General features: G+C 32.1%; 16 protein-coding genes, 1 tRNA gene and 1 pseudogene. 11 read left to right on the top strand and 7 right to left on the bottom strand.

Annotation, left to right across the window (positions count from 1 at the left end; genetic code table 11):
- Positions 1–266: 266 nt before the first annotated feature.
- Positions 267–605 carry a single-stranded DNA-binding protein gene (gene ssb / locus Q1B05_RS16400; RefSeq protein ID WP_299782117.1) on the bottom strand — a complete coding sequence of 113 codons (339 nt, stop codon included), beginning with the start codon at positions 603–605 and terminating at the stop codon, positions 267–269.
- A 239-nt stretch (positions 606–844) separates the two neighbouring features.
- Here ssb and Q1B05_RS16395 point away from each other — a divergent pair, with 239 nt between their 5' ends.
- Positions 845–1,405 (top strand): hypothetical protein, encoded by a 561-nt coding sequence (locus Q1B05_RS16395; protein ID WP_299782115.1) that lies wholly within the window; start codon positions 845–847, stop codon positions 1,403–1,405.
- Position 1,406: 1 nt separating this feature from the next.
- Positions 1,407–1,757 (top strand): hypothetical protein, encoded by a 351-nt coding sequence (locus Q1B05_RS16390; protein WP_299782114.1) that lies wholly within the window; start codon positions 1,407–1,409, stop codon positions 1,755–1,757.
- 15 nt (positions 1,758–1,772) lie between these two features.
- Here the strand turns inward: Q1B05_RS16390 and Q1B05_RS16385 are convergent, their stop codons facing one another.
- The 3 genes from Q1B05_RS16385 to Q1B05_RS16375 all read right to left on the bottom strand — a co-directional run bounded on the left by Q1B05_RS16385 (position 1,773) and on the right by Q1B05_RS16375 (position 3,409).
- The gene (locus Q1B05_RS16385) at positions 1,773–2,240 is read right to left on the bottom strand and encodes a CBS domain-containing protein (RefSeq protein ID WP_299782112.1); all 468 of its coding nucleotides are present in this window, start codon (positions 2,238–2,240) and stop codon (positions 1,773–1,775) included.
- A gap of 156 nt (positions 2,241–2,396) precedes the next feature.
- Positions 2,397–2,903 carry a nuclear transport factor 2 family protein gene (locus tag Q1B05_RS16380; RefSeq protein WP_299782110.1) on the bottom strand — a complete coding sequence of 169 codons (507 nt, stop codon included), beginning with the start codon at positions 2,901–2,903 and terminating at the stop codon, positions 2,397–2,399.
- On the bottom strand, positions 2,900–3,409 hold the full coding sequence (locus tag Q1B05_RS16375) for a hypothetical protein (protein WP_299782108.1): 510 nt from the start codon (positions 3,407–3,409) through the stop codon (positions 2,900–2,902). Before Q1B05_RS16375 ends, Q1B05_RS16380 begins: the two co-directional genes overlap by 4 nt.
- A gap of 464 nt (positions 3,410–3,873) precedes the next feature.
- On the opposite strand from Q1B05_RS16375, the gene Q1B05_RS16370 reads away from it, so the two are divergent.
- From Q1B05_RS16370 to Q1B05_RS16350, 5 genes are all read left to right on the top strand, one after another.
- The gene (locus Q1B05_RS16370) at positions 3,874–4,371 is read left to right on the top strand and encodes a hypothetical protein (RefSeq protein ID WP_299782107.1); all 498 of its coding nucleotides are present in this window, start codon (positions 3,874–3,876) and stop codon (positions 4,369–4,371) included.
- A 126-nt stretch (positions 4,372–4,497) separates the two neighbouring features.
- Positions 4,498–5,379, top strand: coding sequence for a LysR family transcriptional regulator (locus Q1B05_RS16365; RefSeq protein WP_299782105.1), 882 nt, complete (start codon positions 4,498–4,500; stop codon positions 5,377–5,379).
- 75 nt (positions 5,380–5,454) lie between these two features.
- Positions 5,455–6,381 carry a putative sulfate exporter family transporter gene (locus Q1B05_RS16360; protein ID WP_299782103.1) on the top strand — a complete coding sequence of 309 codons (927 nt, stop codon included), beginning with the start codon at positions 5,455–5,457 and terminating at the stop codon, positions 6,379–6,381.
- A 179-nt stretch (positions 6,382–6,560) separates the two neighbouring features.
- Positions 6,561–7,004, top strand: coding sequence for a hypothetical protein (locus Q1B05_RS16355; protein WP_299782101.1), 444 nt, complete (start codon positions 6,561–6,563; stop codon positions 7,002–7,004).
- 150 nt (positions 7,005–7,154) lie between these two features.
- Positions 7,155–9,383, top strand: coding sequence for a TonB-dependent receptor plug domain-containing protein (locus Q1B05_RS16350; RefSeq protein ID WP_299782099.1), 2,229 nt, complete (start codon positions 7,155–7,157; stop codon positions 9,381–9,383).
- A gap of 759 nt (positions 9,384–10,142) precedes the next feature.
- On the opposite strand, the gene Q1B05_RS16345 is transcribed toward Q1B05_RS16350, so the two are convergent.
- Positions 10,143–10,216: transfer RNA gene (locus Q1B05_RS16345), tRNA-Asn, on the bottom strand.
- 76 nt (positions 10,217–10,292) lie between these two features.
- Positions 10,293–11,639, bottom strand: a complete 1,347-nt coding sequence (rseP, locus tag Q1B05_RS16340; RefSeq protein WP_299782097.1) for an RIP metalloprotease RseP — start codon at positions 11,637–11,639, stop codon at positions 10,293–10,295.
- 171 nt (positions 11,640–11,810) lie between these two features.
- On the opposite strand from rseP, the gene Q1B05_RS16335 reads away from it, so the two are divergent.
- The 4 genes from Q1B05_RS16335 (at position 11,811) to Q1B05_RS16320 (ending at position 15,069) form a co-directional block, all read left to right on the top strand.
- Positions 11,811–12,485: an SCO family protein gene (locus tag Q1B05_RS16335; protein WP_299782096.1), complete on the top strand. Its 675-nt coding sequence runs from the start codon at positions 11,811–11,813 to the stop codon at positions 12,483–12,485.
- A 72-nt stretch (positions 12,486–12,557) separates the two neighbouring features.
- Positions 12,558–12,794 (top strand): FeoA family protein, encoded by a 237-nt coding sequence (locus Q1B05_RS16330; protein WP_299782094.1) that lies wholly within the window; start codon positions 12,558–12,560, stop codon positions 12,792–12,794.
- Positions 12,787–14,886 carry a ferrous iron transport protein B gene (gene feoB, locus Q1B05_RS16325; RefSeq protein WP_299782092.1) on the top strand — a complete coding sequence of 700 codons (2,100 nt, stop codon included), beginning with the start codon at positions 12,787–12,789 and terminating at the stop codon, positions 14,884–14,886. The genes Q1B05_RS16330 and feoB (Q1B05_RS16325) overlap by 8 nt, the downstream gene beginning before the upstream one ends.
- Positions 14,887–14,925: 39 nt before the next feature.
- Positions 14,926–15,069, top strand: coding sequence for a FeoB-associated Cys-rich membrane protein (locus Q1B05_RS16320; RefSeq protein ID WP_299782090.1), 144 nt, complete (start codon positions 14,926–14,928; stop codon positions 15,067–15,069).
- Positions 15,070–15,253: 184 nt separating this feature from the next.
- On the opposite strand, the pseudogene feoB (Q1B05_RS16315) reads toward Q1B05_RS16320, so the two are convergent.
- Positions 15,254–17,449: pseudogene (gene feoB / locus Q1B05_RS16315) on the bottom strand (ferrous iron transport protein B).
- Between the last annotated feature and the right edge of the window lies 1 nt (position 17,450).

The raw sequence follows: 17,450 nt of genomic DNA, 5'->3' as shown, positions 1-17,450 counted from the left end.
AGAAATTAGTTGATTCTAAACAAGATATAGCATGCGTAAAAAAAGATCGAAAATAATATTGGGACTATGTTGGTTAACCTTTATCATTTGGGAGATTCTAGTCATGAATTGGGCCAACAGTCAAGAAGAAGTTATTATAAGAATTGATTTGGTTATCATCCTCCCTATTCTTATTCTGTTTACTATATATATGCTATTCCAAATTTATCGTGACAAACGGAAAAAGAAAAAAAGAGGAGGATTTTAATTAATCCTCCTCTTAACAACTATTTATTGCTTCCTAACATCATAATTTCATTACAAACAACTTCTGTTACAAATCGTTTCTCACCGTCTTTGGTTTCGTAACTTTTAGATGTTAATTTTCCTTCTATAGCAACCTCTTTTCCTTTTGTTAAATAACTCTCTATTATTTTTGCAGTTGGCCCCCAAGCAACAACATTATGCCATTGAGTGTCGGTTACTTTTTCTCCCGATTTATTTTTATAAATTTCGTTAGTCGCTAAAGAGAATTTAGCAAGTGTTTTACCTGATTCTAAATTAATAATCTCTGGATCATTTCCTAAATTACCAATTAACTGTACTTTGTTTCTAAGTGTGCTCATGATTATTATTTTTAAAGTTAAACTGTTTATATCTGTCTTAGCTTATTAAGACGTTACAAAGGTGAAGCAGATACTAAAACGCAGTCGGTTTAAAACTAATTGAATTCGCTTACAACCGATTGTAGTCGTTTACAAACGGCTGTAACTTGTATAAAAAAGAATGATTTCTAAAAAAAATACCCGTTTTTTAGACCTCAATTATATTTATTATTTAACTTTATTCTCGAAATTAACAACCAATGAAAAAAACTTTACTTTTACTTATTCTACTTCAATTAGGAGCCTATACAATTTATGCTCAAGAATCTGAAAACAAGCACAATGAAGAAACCGAAGAAGGTTTTGAACACCACCAAATTGGAGTCATGATTGGACATGCCCATATTGATGAAGGTCATCATGTTGAAGGTAATAGATGGTTGGTTGTACCCATGGTTAGTTTAAATTATAACTATTGGTTTACTAAAAATTGGGCCGTAGGACTACATACCGATTTTATTTTAGAAACTTATGAAATCCTTAAAGAGACTGAAGAAGGAGAAAGTGAAGTTTTAGAACGTGAATTACCTATTGCACCAGCAATAATGGCAGCATACAAACCAGGGGAACACTTTGCTTTTATGGTTGGCGTTGGAGAAGAATTTGCAAAAGAGGAAGATTTATTCCTAATACGAGGAGAAGTTGAATATAGCTTAGAGCTTCCTAAAGCTTTTGAACTTGGTGCAGCCATAGGTTACGATTTAAGATTTGATGAATACGACTCTTGGGTTTTAGCTATTGGTATATCTAAAATGTTTTAATATGAATAAATCTTGTTTAGAATGTGGTGAAAAAATTATAGGAAGATCGGACAAAAAGTTTTGTAACGATTATTGTAGAAATGCCTATAACAACCAGATAAACAAGGACAGTAAAAATTTAATTCGGAATACGAATAATAAATTGCGTAAGAATTGGCGAATTTTAGAAACGTTAAATCCGGATCAAAAAACAAAAACCACTAAATTAAAACTGCTTAATTTAGGGTTCGATTTTAGTTTATTTACAAACATATATATTACAAAAGCTGGAACAACATACTATTTTGTGTACAACCAAGGCTATTTACCTCTGGATGGAGATTATTATGCTTTGGTTAAACGAGATTCTTAAAAAGAATTAGCCTTATTATTTCCAATTATGTCCTTTTAAAGTAAGTGCAGCTTTTAAAATATCTTTCTGACTTATTTGACCAACCAACTTACCATCCACAACAATAGGAAAACGACGTCTTTTAGATTCTAAAAATTTATTTGCTGCATCAAAAATGTTCATGTTACCATCTATGGTTTCCACATTTTTTATCATTCGCGTCTCCACTTTATCTTGCTCCATTGGCATATTGTAATACCTACTTTCGCTAATTTGCTTTAAACAATCCCCTTCTGAGATTATTCCAATAAGCTCGAAATTATCATTTACAACAGGCCCACCAGAAATTTTATTTGTAATTAATTTATCTATAACATCTTCTACCATTTGTTCAGGTTTAAATGTTATAAGATCTCTACTCATATAATCACTTACACGAACTGCAACGTGATCTACTTCTTTAAGCTGTTGCTTCCTGGCTCCTGTAAAACTTTTAATACCCATAATATTTTGTTTTAAGTTTGAAATTAAAACTACTGAATTATAGTGAATTAACCTAGTGTATTTTTAAGCATAACACAATTTTTATACTAAATATTTGTTAATTATTAAGTATTAATATCAAAAAATGAATAAATCAAAAAATAGAATAACAAAAAGTTACTTCGAGAAAGAAGTTATTATAGTAGAATCTTCTGTAGATTTTAAAACGGATACAGTGTTCATTTTAGCATTAGGAATTGCTGCAGATAACACATAGTGTGCTACTTTCCAGGTATGGTCTTCATATTTAATAACACCAGAACCTCTGCATATTCCCATTTGTGTATCTAACAATTCGTCAAACCAAGCTAAATTAGCACTTGCAATGTAAACATGCCTTTCTAAAGCCGAAAAATTCCAAGCCCTTCCAGCATCAAAATGCGGTTTACTATATGCCTTAAAAGCTTCAAGCTCCCAATGCTCTGACGCATCTGTACCAACAAATACAGCATCTGTAGTCATCAAATTAAAGTAAGCGTTAAAATTTGCTTCGGCAGCAGCTTTATGCCAAGTATCTAAACTTAAGTTAATTGCTTTTTCCGCTACTTTGTCTTGTGCACGCAAACTACAAACACTAATTAAAAAGAAAAATAGAACACTTAATACCTGTTTAAAATGCATCATGGTTTTTCAATTTTTTGAGCGTCTTTTTCATATTTTTTATTAATCTGAAGATTTAGATTAGAATAAGCTACTAAAACTTCTTTAACATTCTGTAAATGTTCTTCTTTCGGAATATTACGCAAAATTAAAGTGCCTTGTAATTTAAGCATTTTTGTTTCTAAAGTAACCAAACGTGCTTGTATTGAAGGCGTATTAACAACATCTGGTATACTCTCTCTTAATTCTTTCATTAATAAAACAATCTCTTTAGATTCTCGCTGAAAATAAGAAATGTCTCCAACCTTTAATTGAGACATTATAATCTCTAACTCTATGAATTTTTCCCACAATAAGACATCTGATTTAGCTTTAGCATCTAAACCATAATCTACATATTTTAACTTTACAATATCATCTTGAAACACTACACCAGAGACTGGAACTTCTTCTATTTTTTTCACTTTTTTATCTTCAGTATCGCATGCCCAAAGACACAAACACATAAGTATAATACTAATTTTTTTCATTTTAAATTCTCTTATTAACTTATAACGCCTAAACTATCCTAAAATCAGATTCAATTTACAAAATAGTCCTATTTAAGATTTTTTTTTAACGAAGAATCGGATAAATTCTAAGTTATCAATTATAAACGTTTACATTTATATTACATCAAAATAAATCTTCTAATTAAGACAAATATATGATGATGCTAACACTATTACTAACGATATTTCTTATAATAATCTGAAGATTTAAATACTGCCGTTTAAAAATCTTTAATTTGAAAATAATTATAATTTAATTAGTTAAGCAAAAACAAACACAATTTAAACTTAAAAACAGGCTACTTTAGCTTAAAAAAGGATAGAGGCTCTAAAAATTAAAGTAACTATTCAAACACTTATCTATGAGCTAAAGTTGTTGCTTCTGTTAAAAAATCTTACTTTTAAAATTAAAAAACGATCTTTATCGGTTTAAAATTAAAACTATGAAACATATTATAGCTGTATTATGCTTAGCATTAGCATTCACTTCATGCGAAGGAGACCAAGGTGTTCCTGGTGAAGATGGATTAGACGGAATAGATGGAGAGGTTGCTCCTGCTTTTGAAATTGAAGTAGATTTTAACGCTTCAAATAACTACGAAATTACTCAAACTTACGGTTTTACTATTGTACCTTCAGATGTGGTTTTAGTATATATGTCTTGGGAAACTGTAGATGGTACCGAAATTTGGAGATTAGTACCACAAACCCAATTTTTTGACGATGGCGGTGTACTAACGTATAATTACGATTTCACTGATGAAGATTTTAGAATTTTCTTAGACGCTACTTTTGATTTAAATACTTTGGGAGACACATGGACACAAAACCAATATTTTAGAGTTGTTGTTGTTCCTGCAGATTATATTAGCGGCGTTGATATAGAAAATTACAATGATATTATTGAAGCTACTGATGTAGAAAACTTTGAAACGTTTTAAACGAAACATTCTAAAGTATATATATAAAAGCTATTAAAATCGGTTTGGATTCAATTCAAACCGATTTTCTTTTTTTAGTTAAAACCATATCAAAATCAGTAAATTGGTCCGCTCACATTACGTCTTATGAAAGTTAAATTTAAAATATTCAAAGAAGTTGCTTCACACTTAAGTTTCACCAAAGCAGCAGAAGTTTTAAACCTATCTCAACCAGCTGTTTCAAAAACCATTCGCTCATTAGAAGACACCTACAAAAAAACTTTTTTTACACGCTTAGGAAACAATATTGAGTTAACTCCCGACGGACTAGATTTTTTAGAATATATAAATAAAATTTTAACGCTTCATGCCGATTTAGATAATCATTTTTTAACCTTAAATCAAGATGAAGAAAAACATATTAAATTTGGTGCAAGCTCTACCCTTGCCGACTTTATTCTACCTCAGGTTTTAGCTAAATCAAATAAAAACACACCCAATACAACCATTCAATTAATTAGTGGTAACACCGAATATATTGAACATTTAATTACCAGTCTGGAATTAGATTTCGGAATTATAGAAGGAAGTAGTCACAATAAACAATTACATTATGAAAAATTTATAAAAGACGAAATTGTTTTAGTTACCAGCGCTAATAACCCCAAATTTAAAACAGGTGTTTTACAATTAAGCGACCTGGAAAATCTACCTATGGTAGAACGTGAATATGGCTCTGGAACACGAGAAATTATCTATAAAAAACTACACGAATATGGCATTAAGCAGCTTAAGTCGAGTGTGACATTAAATAGCACAATTGCTATTAAAAACTACTTGTACCACTCTAAAAGTTACGCATTACTCTCTATACATTCTGTTAGCGACGATTTAATAAACAACAAACTAAAAGTTATAGACATTCAGAATTTTAACTTTGAACGTTGGTTTTATTTTGTATCCCGACAAGGTTATCAATCTAAAACCAAAGACTTTTTTGAAAAACTAGTTAAACTAAATCATAACTAAAAGTTATTACGTATAACTTTTTTTATTGCATTTTAATTATACTGTCCTTGTACATTTGTTTCAAAATTAAAAACAATGAAAACGCAGTTATCCAAAATATATTTTTTCACCGTTATCGCTCTTGCATTAGCAGGATTTATTTCTAGTCCGATTGCACTCGGATTAGGATTTGTTTTTACATTATTTTTCAAGCATCCGTTTTTAGAAAAGAGTCAGAAAAGCATCCATTTCTTATTAAAAATAGCCGTTGTAGGTTTAGGTTTTGGAATGGCTTTAATAGAAACCATTAAAACAAGTGTTTCTAGTTTTGGACTCACCTTCTTCTGTATCTTTTTTACAGTAAGTTTAGGTCTAATATTATCGCGCTATTTAAAACTAGATAAATCGCTCGGGCACCTTATCACCTCAGGAACATCTATTTGTGGTGGTAGTGCAATTGCAGCAATATCGCCTATTATTAAAGCAGACACAAAAACCATTAGCATGGCTTTAGGAGTAGTTTTCTTTTTAAATGCTATTGCTTTAATTGTATTTCCTACGTTAGGACATATTTTTGGACTAAATCAGCATCAATTTGGTTTGTGGTGTGCTGTTGCCATTCACGACACCAGTTCTGTAGTTGGAGCCGCACTTACCTACGGAGAAGAAGCTTTAAAAATTGCAACAACAGTAAAACTATCAAGAACATTATGGATTATACCCATGTCTATATTATCTATGTTTCTATTTAAAAACAGCGGACAAAAAATTAAATTCCCTCTTTTTATACTCTTGTTTTTAGTTGCTATTTTAATAAATAGTTCAGACATCTTACCAACAGCAATAACCACAACAATAGTTACTATATCTAAACACTTATTAGTGGTAACTTTATTTTTAGTAGGAACAACAATATCTATTTCAGACTTAAAAACTACAGGTTGGAAACCTATGATTTTTGCATCTACACTTTGGATTTTTGTATCTACAATATCACTGTGCTACATTTTATACTTTTTTTAATAAGCTAAATACCCTGATTTTTAGATGATTTTTATACCCTGTAAAACAATAATGTTTTGTTCATAAGAAACAAGATGCTAGGTTAGAAAATATCTGTATTTTTACGTCTTATTATATTGTTGTTTTTGAAACCACTGTTAAATATAAAACCAATAGCTTTTAGATGTTTCATTGTGCTTATGGCAATATGTTACATGGTTTCTCCTTTAACGAATTCTATGTTCGATATGCTACATTCCATGTCTCATTATATCGAAGATCGCATCCAAACACATAATAAAACATCAATAACAACAACCAAGCATCATACACACGATGCATTTGAACACCACATAAATACAGAAACATCACATCATTCGCATACCCACGAAAAAAAAGTAACCACAGACCACACACACCAATTACTTACTTTTTTAAACACCGTATTAACATCATCAGACGAACAAAAAGAACATCAAAAATCTATCTTTAAAACCGTATTAGACAAGCATATATTAACATCTGAATTCGGTTTAAAAAACATCACATTCCATACAACTTTAAAACAAAAATGGTATACTTTTTTACCTGTATATCATTTTAATTTACCTACACTTTCTCCTCCTCCTCAGTTTATTTCATAACATATTTAAGTCAATTTAAAACCCTAATTAGATGTTTTTCGTAAGTATACGCAAACCATCTAAACTCAGGCTGCCTTTTAATGTCTAAAAAGTACCTGATTAGGAAATAGAATATTAATTCCTCCCAACAGAGGACAACCTAATTATGAAATGAAACACTTATTAACAGCATGCGCTTTGCTGCTTACAGGTTTAGTTTATGCACAACAGATTTCAGGAAAAATAGTAGACAACAAAAACAAACCTGTAGAAGAAGTTAGTGTCTTTAACAAAACTACCGACACACACACGCATACATCTACAACTGGCGATTTTTTACTAAATAAAACGCAAGTAAACGACACATTATACCTGTCGCGCTTAGGTTACGAACCTAAAATTATTCGTATAACACAAACACATTTAGATAAAATAGCAACTTTTACTATCACGCCTGCAAACATCTCTTTAGATCAAGTGATGTTGGTTGCAGAAATTGATGCTTTAAGTAAATTTGTAAATGTAGACGTACAAAAAGATCCTGTAAAATCGTCTCAAGAAGTTTTAAGAAAAGTACCTGGACTAATTATTGGACAACATGCAGGTGGCGGAAAGGCCGAACAGATTTTTTTAAGAGGATTCGATATAGATCACGGTACAGATGTTAATATTACTGTAGACGGAATACCTGTAAATATGGTATCTCATGCTCACGGACAAGGATACTCTGATTTGCATTTTGTTATTCCAGAAACCATAGATAATATAAACTTTGGAAAAGGACCTTACTATGCAGATAAAGGGAATTTTGCAACAGCAGGTTATATTAATTTAGGCCTAAAAAAAACTATAGATAAAAATTACTTGTCTTTAGAAGCAGGACAGTTTAATACAAACCGCATTATGGGAATGTTTAATGTATTAAACAACGACAAGAGTAGCGCCTATATAGCTTCAGAATTATCGTTAACAGATGGACCTTTTAAGTCGCCACAAAACTTTAACCGTTTTAATGTTTTAGCACGCTATAATTATAAACTTGCAGGAGATCAGGAATTAAATTTCACAACGTCTCACTTTCAGAGCAAATGGGATGCTTCAGGACAAATCCCACAACGTTCTGTAGATAATGGTAGTATTGATAGATTTGGAGCTATAGACGACACAGAAGGCGGAGAAACAAGCCGTACAAACCTATTAGTTAATCATAAGAAAATTATAGACCAAAATCAGTCTGTTAAAACCACTGCTTTTGTCTCTCAATATAATTTTGAATTGTATTCTAACTTTACCTTTTTTCTAGACGACCCTGTAAATGGCGATCAGATTAAACAATTTGAAAACCGAGTAACTACAGGAGCAAGTACCGTTTACGAACATAGAAACATAGAATTAAGCGAAAACACGACGTTTAAATATGAAGCAGGAATAGGATTTAGATACGACAATGCAGACGATGTAGAATTATCGCACACCGTAAACAGAAAAACAGTTTTAGAATACAAATCTCTAGGAGATATTGACGAAATAAACACTTATGCCTTTTTAAATACTGAGTTTAAAACAGGAAAATGGACATTCAATCCTTCTGCAAGAGTAGACTATTTTAAATTTCAATATGAAGATAAATTATCTGAAACATATAGCGATGAAGCAGAAACAAAAACGCGAGTAAGTCCTAAACTAAATACCATTTACTCTTTAAACAAAAACACTCAACTTTTCTTAAAAGCAGGAATGGGCTTTCACTCTAACGATACACGTGTTGTAGTCGCTAATAATGGAAAATCTATTTTACCAGCAGCTTACGGTGCAGATTTAGGAACTATTTTAAAACCTACAGATCGCTTGGCATTAAACGCTAGCTTATGGTATTTATTCTTAGAACAGGAATTTGTATATGTTGGAGATGCTGCCATTGTTGAACCTAGCGGAAAAACAGAACGTTTAGGTGTAGATTTTGGAGCCCGCTACCAAGCTTTAGATTGGCTGTATCTTTTTGCAGATGTTAATTATTCACACGGAAGAAGTATTGACGATCCTGATGGCGAAAATTACATACCACTAGCACCAGATTTTACCTCTGCAGGAGGAATATCTATAGAAAATCTTGGTCGTTTCTCTGGTAGCATAAATTACAGATATATAGATGATAGACCTGCTATTGAAGACAACTCTATAGTTGCTGAAGGCTATTTTGTTACCGATTTTAACATTAATTACAAATGGAAAAACTGGACGTACAGCGTTATTATTGAAAACGTATTCGACACAGAATGGAACGAAACACAATTTGCTACAGAAAGCAGATTATTTGACGAACCTGCATCTGTTGAAGAAATTCATTTCACACCAGGAACTCCATTTTACATTCGTGGTAAAATAGCATTAACATTTTAATCCCTTACATTATAACTTATTCTACAGGGGCTATCTATTAAGATAGCCTCTGTTTGTTTTTAAAGCTATTAACCATTTAATATTAAGAATTACAGTTATAAATTCTAAGACACTTCTTCAATACAAATTAAAAAGACAAATTAGACATGTATAAGTCCATTCGCAACCTCAAGCAATACAATTAAACAAAACCCGATTAAAATACATTAAACAGCCTGAAACAAGTTAAAACAAACATAAATCTGCCTAATTAAGCACAAAAAAAAACCTTCAGCTTAATTACATTAAGCTGAAGGTTAAAAGAAATAATAATCAAAAAATTTGCCAGTTAATTTTCTAGGTTAATAGTCTCCTAAAAAACACATTTCAAAAATATAACCTTAAACTTGTTTAATATATGATGTTTGTCAGGTTATGAGATATTTTTATTTATAAACATAAACTTCTTCAACAAATACAATTATTTTAAACCAATTAATCACACGCTAAACTAATAGTCTCTTTTTACAGAACAAAAGCATAACTCCTTGATGTTTTATTTCAAATCAACTTTAGTTTAAGTATTGCAGACAATTCAGATATGTACACCGAATTGTACACCTCATTCTTCAAATAAAGTTAACAAGTTGTAAAATAAAGAACAATACATTTCACTTAAGAAGCGCTGTAATTAGTTGTAATCACTATATAACACGACTATTAGAAACTATAACGCATAAAAAAAGCCTTACATTTCTGTAAGGCTTTTTGCTAGCTTTGCTCCCTCTCTTGGGCTCGAACCAAGGACCCTCTGATTAACAGTCAGATGCTCTAACCAACTGAGCTAAGAAGGAGTGTTTTGCATTAGCGAGTGCAAATATAGAACTTTATTTCAGTTGCACAAAGCTTTTTTAAAAAAAATTAAAAAAATTATTTAAACACCGCTTTAAAGATGTCATTTCCGTTCGCAAACAGCACTAACGCTATAAGAATAAAAAATCCAACCATTTGTGCATACTCTAAAAATTTATCGCTTGGTTTACGTCCAGAAATCATTTCATACAGTAAAAACATAACATGCCCACCATCTAAAGCCGGAATAGGTAATAAGTTTAAAACTCCTAGCATAATTGACAAGAAGGCTGTAATGCCCCAGAATGTTTCCCAACTCCACGTACTAGGAAAAACATCGAAAATAGCTTTAAACCCACCTACACCTTTATAAGCGCCCGTACTTGGCTTAATCATTAATCCTAATTGTGCCCAATACCCAACTATTTGTTCTTTAAATCGCATGGCACCTACCCCTATGCTTTCTCCTAAGCCATAGTTTTTAGTAACAATATCATAGTAACCTAAAGCATTAAGTGTTGCTGCGCTAGCTTTTGGATAATAAGCAATTCCAAATTTCCCATCTTCACTAACTTTAAGTTCTCTAGAAAACGCTTCTTCACCTCTTAACACATCTACCTGTACTGTTTGCCCTTTAGATGATTCTAATATAGAATGAAATTCATCAAAATATTTTAATTTAGTCTTATTAACAGCTGTAATAATATCGCCTTCTTTTAAGTCTACGTTTTTGTTTGCAGAAGTATCTGGAACTTGTGCCACTACAAATGGCATACGTAATTCGAATAGTGTTTTATCTTCGCCTGTACTTAACTGCCCCAAAAAATCTACTGGAGTAGTAAGCGTTTTCTGAACTCCATCACGCTCTATAAGTATGGTTTTGGCTTCAATTAATTTCGATCTCATATCAGAATATCCAGTAACAGGATCTCCATTAATAGCGATAACATTATCTCCTGTTTTCGCGCCCATATTTTCAAGAATAGGATTTGTTATTAAATACCCATCTTTAATACTTGCGGTATCAATATCGGTTTCGCCATAAGCAAAAGCCATAACCATGTAAATAAGTGCCGCTAAAACAAAGTTTACCGTTACACCTCCAAGCATAATAATTAAACGTTGCCAAGCCGGTTTTGATCTAAATTCCCAAGGTTGTGGAGGTAAAGCCATTTGCTCCTTATCCATACTCTCATCTATCATTCCTGATATTTTAACGTAACCCCCTAAAGGCAACCATCCAATACCATAAACGGTATCGCCTATTTTCTTTTTAAATAGAGAAAACTTTACATCGAAAAATAAATAGAATTTTTCAACACGTGTTTTAAATAATTTTGCAGGGATAAAGTGACCAAGCTCGTGTAATACAATAAGTAAAGAAAGGCTTAATAAAAATTGAGAAATCTTAATTAGAAACTCCATGTAGTTTATACAGTTATATTTTAACGGGCAAAAATACATTTTTTAAAGTGGTAAAAAAATATAAACACCCTTTACCCTTCTTTTTTTAACATGCTTTTATTATTAAAAGGACTTCATATAACTTAATTTTACTCGTATTTTTGCTTTACTCACGATTTATATTTTAAAAACATGTTATCATTTTTTAAAGCTTACAAATACTTCGCTATCGTTTTTTCTATTATATCAATGGTTATTATCGCTATTATTTATAATATTCTAGATGTAGAAAAACCACTTCCGATTTACCAACCCGCTCAAGTCGATCAAGAATTGGTTGATAGCACACTTTTTGATGTTAGAAAGTATCATAAAATTGCAGATTTTAGTCTGATTAATCAGAACGGAAAGATTATTACTCAAGACAATTATAAAGACAAAATTTATGTGGCCGATTTCTTTTTCACCACCTGCCAGACCATTTGTCCAATTATGACAGACCATATGGCAAAAATTCAAAAAGAAATTTTAAATGATGATGAAGTCATGTTACTCTCTCATTCTGTAACACCACAAATTGACAGCGTTGCACAATTAAAAAGATACGCGATAAAAAAAGGCGTGAACGATGCAAAATGGAATTTAGTTACAGGCGATAAAAAACAGATTTACGAATTAGCGAGAAAAAGCTATATGGCTGTAAAAACACTAGGAAATGGAGATGAATACGATATGATTCACACCGAGAACTTCATGCTTATAGATAAGAAAAAACAAATTCGAGGATATTACGATGGCACAGACCCTGAAGCTATTGAACAGCTATTAAACGACATTAAAACCTTAAAAAACGAATATAAAAAGTAGTTTTCTGCTTAATTTTTTTTTAACGTTAGTTTTTACCTTACTTTTGCTTCTTTAAAATCAATCTAAATAAGTTTGCAAACAACTTTAGCGCATCTAAAACGCGGAGAAACAGCTGTTATTATAGACGTTTCATCTGCACAAATTCCATTAAAATTATTGGAAATGGGTTGCCTTCCTGGTAATCAAGTCGAACTCGTGCAAATTGCACCGTTTAAAGACCCTATTTACCTCAATATTAACGGAACTCATTTAGCAATAAGAAAAGAGACTGCAAGCCTTATTTTAATTGAAAAATTATCTCATGAGTAAACAAATCAATGTTGCTTTAATAGGAAATCCCAACACAGGAAAAACATCGGTATTTAATGCCTTAACAGGACTATACCAAAAAGTAGGAAACTACCCCGGAATTACTGTTGAAAAAAAAGAAGGGATTTGCAAATTACCACGTGGTGTTAAAGCCCACATTATAGATCTTCCTGGAACGTATAGTTTAAATGCGTCTTCTCTAGATGAAAACGTAGTTATAGAATTACTTCTTAATAAAAACGATAAAGATTTTCCAGATATTGCTATTGTTGTAAGTGATGTAGAAAATTTAAAACGAAACCTTTTACTTTTTACACAAATAAAAGATTTAGAAATCCCTACCATACTTGTTATCAATATGGCAGATCGTATGTCTCGTCGAGGTATTTCGTTGGATATTCCCTTTTTAGAAGCAGAGTTAAAAACTAAAATAGCAGTTGTTAGTACTCGAAAAAATGAAGGAATAGATAAGATTAAAGAGCTTATTGCTAATTATAGAGATCAATCTACAACACCTTGTTTAAACGCCTCTGAAATTGACAAGGCCTATTTTGATCGTTTACAACAAGTTTTTCCAAAACAATTACTTTACAAACTTTGGCTTGTTATTACCCAAGATGCAAATTTTGGAAAAACAGACAGGAATGAGTTTGATGCTGTAACCGATTTTAAAACAAAAACAAAAACAGATTTAAAACGATTACAACAAAAAGAAACCATAAAACGCTATCAGTTTATAAATAACACCCTTAAAAAAGGACAAACTATAGATGTTACAAAAGCAAAAGATTTACGCGCTAAGTTAGACCGCGTTTTAACACATAAAGTTTGGGGCTATGTTATTTTTCTTACTATACTATTAACTATTTTTCAAGCCATTTACGATTGGTCTAGCGCACCAATGGATTTTATCGATTCGTCTTTTGCAGCCCTAGGAGAATGGGTTAAAAACGCACTACCACAAGGGGCTTTCACAAGCTTACTTGCAGAAGGAATAATACCCGGATTAGGCGGAATTGTTATTTTCATTCCACAAATTGCATTCTTATTTTTATTTATATCCATTTTAGAAGAAAGCGGCTATATGAGTCGTGTTGTCTTCTTAATGGATCGTATTATGCGACGTTTTGGATTAAGCGGAAAAAGTGTTGTGCCTTTAATTTCTGGTACGGCATGTGCAATTCCTGCAATTATGGCAACACGTAATATTGAAAGCTGGAAAGAACGTTTAATTACTATTCTTGTTACCCCTTTTACAACATGTTCTGCAAGACTTCCTGTTTATTTAATTATTATTTCATTAGTAATTCCTGAAGGCAGCTTTCTAGGATTAGGATACCAAGCACTTACTTTAATGCTCTTGTATTTACTAGGATTTGGAGCTGCAATTTGTTCTGCTTACATTTTAGATCGCGTCATGAAACTTAAAAGTAAAACATTTTTTGTTGTTGAAATGCCAAATTACAAATTGCCTTTATTTAAAAATGTTGCTTTAACTGTACTTGAAAAAACAAAATCATTTGTATTTGGAGCGGGTAAAATTATTTTAGCCATATCAATTGTATTATGGTTTCTAGCATCTTATGGTCCTGGAGAACATTTTAATGAAGCAGAAAGCATTATGACTGAAAAATATGCTTCAGAAAACTTATCTCAAGAAGATTTAGACCATAAAATAGATTCTTATAAACTTGAACATTCTTACATTGGTATTGCGGGTCACGCTATTGAACCTGCTATTAGACCTTTAGGTTACGATTGGAAAATTGGTATTGCCATTGTAAGTTCGTTCGCCGCTCGTGAAGTGTTTGTAGGAACTTTAGCAACAATTTACAGTGTTGGTAGCGACCAAGAAGAAACAATTAAAAATAGAATGGCGGGTGAAGTTAATCCTATTTTAGGCGGACCCTTATTTAACTTTGCATCAGGAATTTCATTATTATTATTTTATGCTTTTGCAATGCAATGTATGAGTACTTTAGCTATTGTAAAACGAGAAACAAACAGTTGGAAATGGCCAGCCTTGCAATTGATAGTTATGACGGGAATGGCATATTTTTCTGCTTTAATAGCCTTTCAAGTTTTAAAATAAACACTGAAAGCCTTTAATATTAAAAACGACTATTAGATTATGAATACAATCATTCAAAACATATTAGTTTTTGCGTCCTTAGGAATAGCAGTTGCATTCTTAATTAAAAAGTACTTTTGGAAAAAAGACAAATCTAAGAAAAAAGCTTGTGGATCTGATGGTACAAACTGTGGTTGCAGTTAGGCCGAAACCAAATTTTATATATATAACAAAAGGTTATTAAGTGCTGTATGCATTTAATAACCTTTTATATTTTAACACTAATCAAAGTTCGCTTTATTTTGAATTGATTATAAATAACAATTCGTATCACCACGATACTTCAATTACATTAATATTATTTACTTCTTCTCTTAAAAGATTTTTACTAAAACAGAAGTCTCCACACCTGAGCCACTAAAAAGGTAACAACAAAACCTAAAATAACAGGCATAATAGATGCGACTACAGTCCATTTCACACTATTTGTTTCCTTATAGATGGTATAAATCGTGGTACTACACGGATTGTGAAGCAAACTAAAAAGCATTAAATTAACAGCTGTTAATAACGTCCAACCACCTGCTCTTAGAATATCTCCAGTTGCATTTATAGAATCTAACTCGAACATTACACCAGCACCAGCTCCTCCTCCTATTCCTGTTACCATTACAGTAAGCATCAAAATAGTAGGAATTACAATTTCATTTGCTGGAATAGCTACAATATAAGCTAGCAGTATAACACCGTTTAACCCTAAAAGGAATCCGAAACCATCCATTCCATTAATTAAAAAAGCAGCAATTGTTTCATCACCCACATGCACATTAGAAATTAACCAAATTACGGCACCTGCCGGAGCAGCAAATACTATTGCTCGCCATAAAACAATTAAAGTTCTATCTATTAATGAAGTATAAATTGTTTTCCAAAAACGCGGTGGTCTGTATGGTGGTAATTCTAAATTAAATGTAGACACTTCTCCTTTTAAAACCGTTTTAGATAACGCCCAAGACACGCCAAACATAAAAGCCATTCCTAAAACAGCTACACTAATTACAGCCAATAATGATGCTAAACTAGATAATGATTCAGGTACAACTGCTCCAATAAAAATTGTGGCAATCAAAATCTGCGTAGGCCAACGCCCGTTACACAACGAAAAGTTATTTGTAATAATTGCGATTAATCGTTCTCTAGGACTATCTATAATACGAGTTGCAACAACACCTGCTGCGTTGCAACCAAATCCCATACTCATAGTTAAAGCCTGCTTACCATGCGCTCCTGATTTATTAAATAAAGAATCTAAATTAAAAGCAACTCTTGGCAGATAACCAAAATCTTCTAAAAGCGTAAACATCGGAAAAAATATAGCCATAGGAGGTAACATAACAGCAATAACCCAAGCCACTGCCAAATACACACCATCTATTAAAAAACCAGCAAGCCACCAAGGCATATTCACACTATTTGCTCCACTTTGTAAAAGAGGATGAACCGTATCTAAAAGCAAACTCGCCAACAGAGAAGACGGATAATTCGCTCCAACTATAGTAAGCCATAACACGGTTCCTAAAATTAAAAACATGATAGGAAATCCCCATATCTTACTTGTTACAATTTTATCTATTTTAGAGTCTAACCGAAACCGTTTCTCTCCGTCTTGAGTCGTTACCGAATCCTTAACAATATCGGCTGCATCTGCATAAATACTCTCAGTTAAATTATCATGAAACTCATCTCCAATTTGCCAACGAAGCTCATTAGATAATTCGATGATATTGTCTATATTATTATCTTTCATCTGATTGAATATTTAAAGAAATTCTCCCGTTTTTAAAGCATTTATAATTTGCTTATCACCTTCTAACAATCTAAAAGCAATCCAACGACTGTTTGGTATATTAGGAAATTCTTTTTCTATTTGAACCGTTAATGTCTTAACCGCGTGTTCAATATTTTTGGGTACATTTTTAATACGATGTGGTTTACACACAATTTTACCACTTGCGATCTCACTAATGGTTTGTATTAATTCTGGAATTCCACGATTAAATCGTGCGCTTGTAGGCACTACAGGAATACCTAAATCTCGAGATAATGTCCTTACATCTATATCAACCTTATTACGTTTCGCTTCGTCCATTAAATTTAAACACAACACCGCCTTGTCTGTAATTTCAAGAATTTGAAGCACTAAGTTTAAATTACGTTCTAACCGGTTTGCATCGGCAACAATTACAGTGACATCAGGTTTACCAAAAAGAATGAAATCACGTGCCGCTTCTTCATCTTCAGAGGTTGACAGTAATGAATATGTTCCTGGCAAATCTACCAATTTATATTTTTCAGTATTGTATTCAAAGCCTCCCTCTGCACGTGTAACCGTTTTTCCTGGCCAATTTCCAGTGTGTTGTTTTAACCCTGTTAAAGCATTAAAAACAGTACTTTTTCCGGTGTTAGGATTTCCAGCTAAAGCTACTATAAAATCAAAATTATCAGTATGAATACCTAGTCGTTTTAAACCATCTTTATTATACAACGCACACGTATCGCAAGCGCTCTTTACTTTTGTTTCCATA

Origin of the sequence: uncultured Formosa sp., assembly GCF_947500765.1 — a bacterium.
GTDB lineage: Bacteria > Bacteroidota > Bacteroidia > Flavobacteriales > Flavobacteriaceae > Formosa.
Note: the sequence above shows the minus strand (reverse complement) of the source record. Positions and strands in the feature narration are given on the sequence as shown.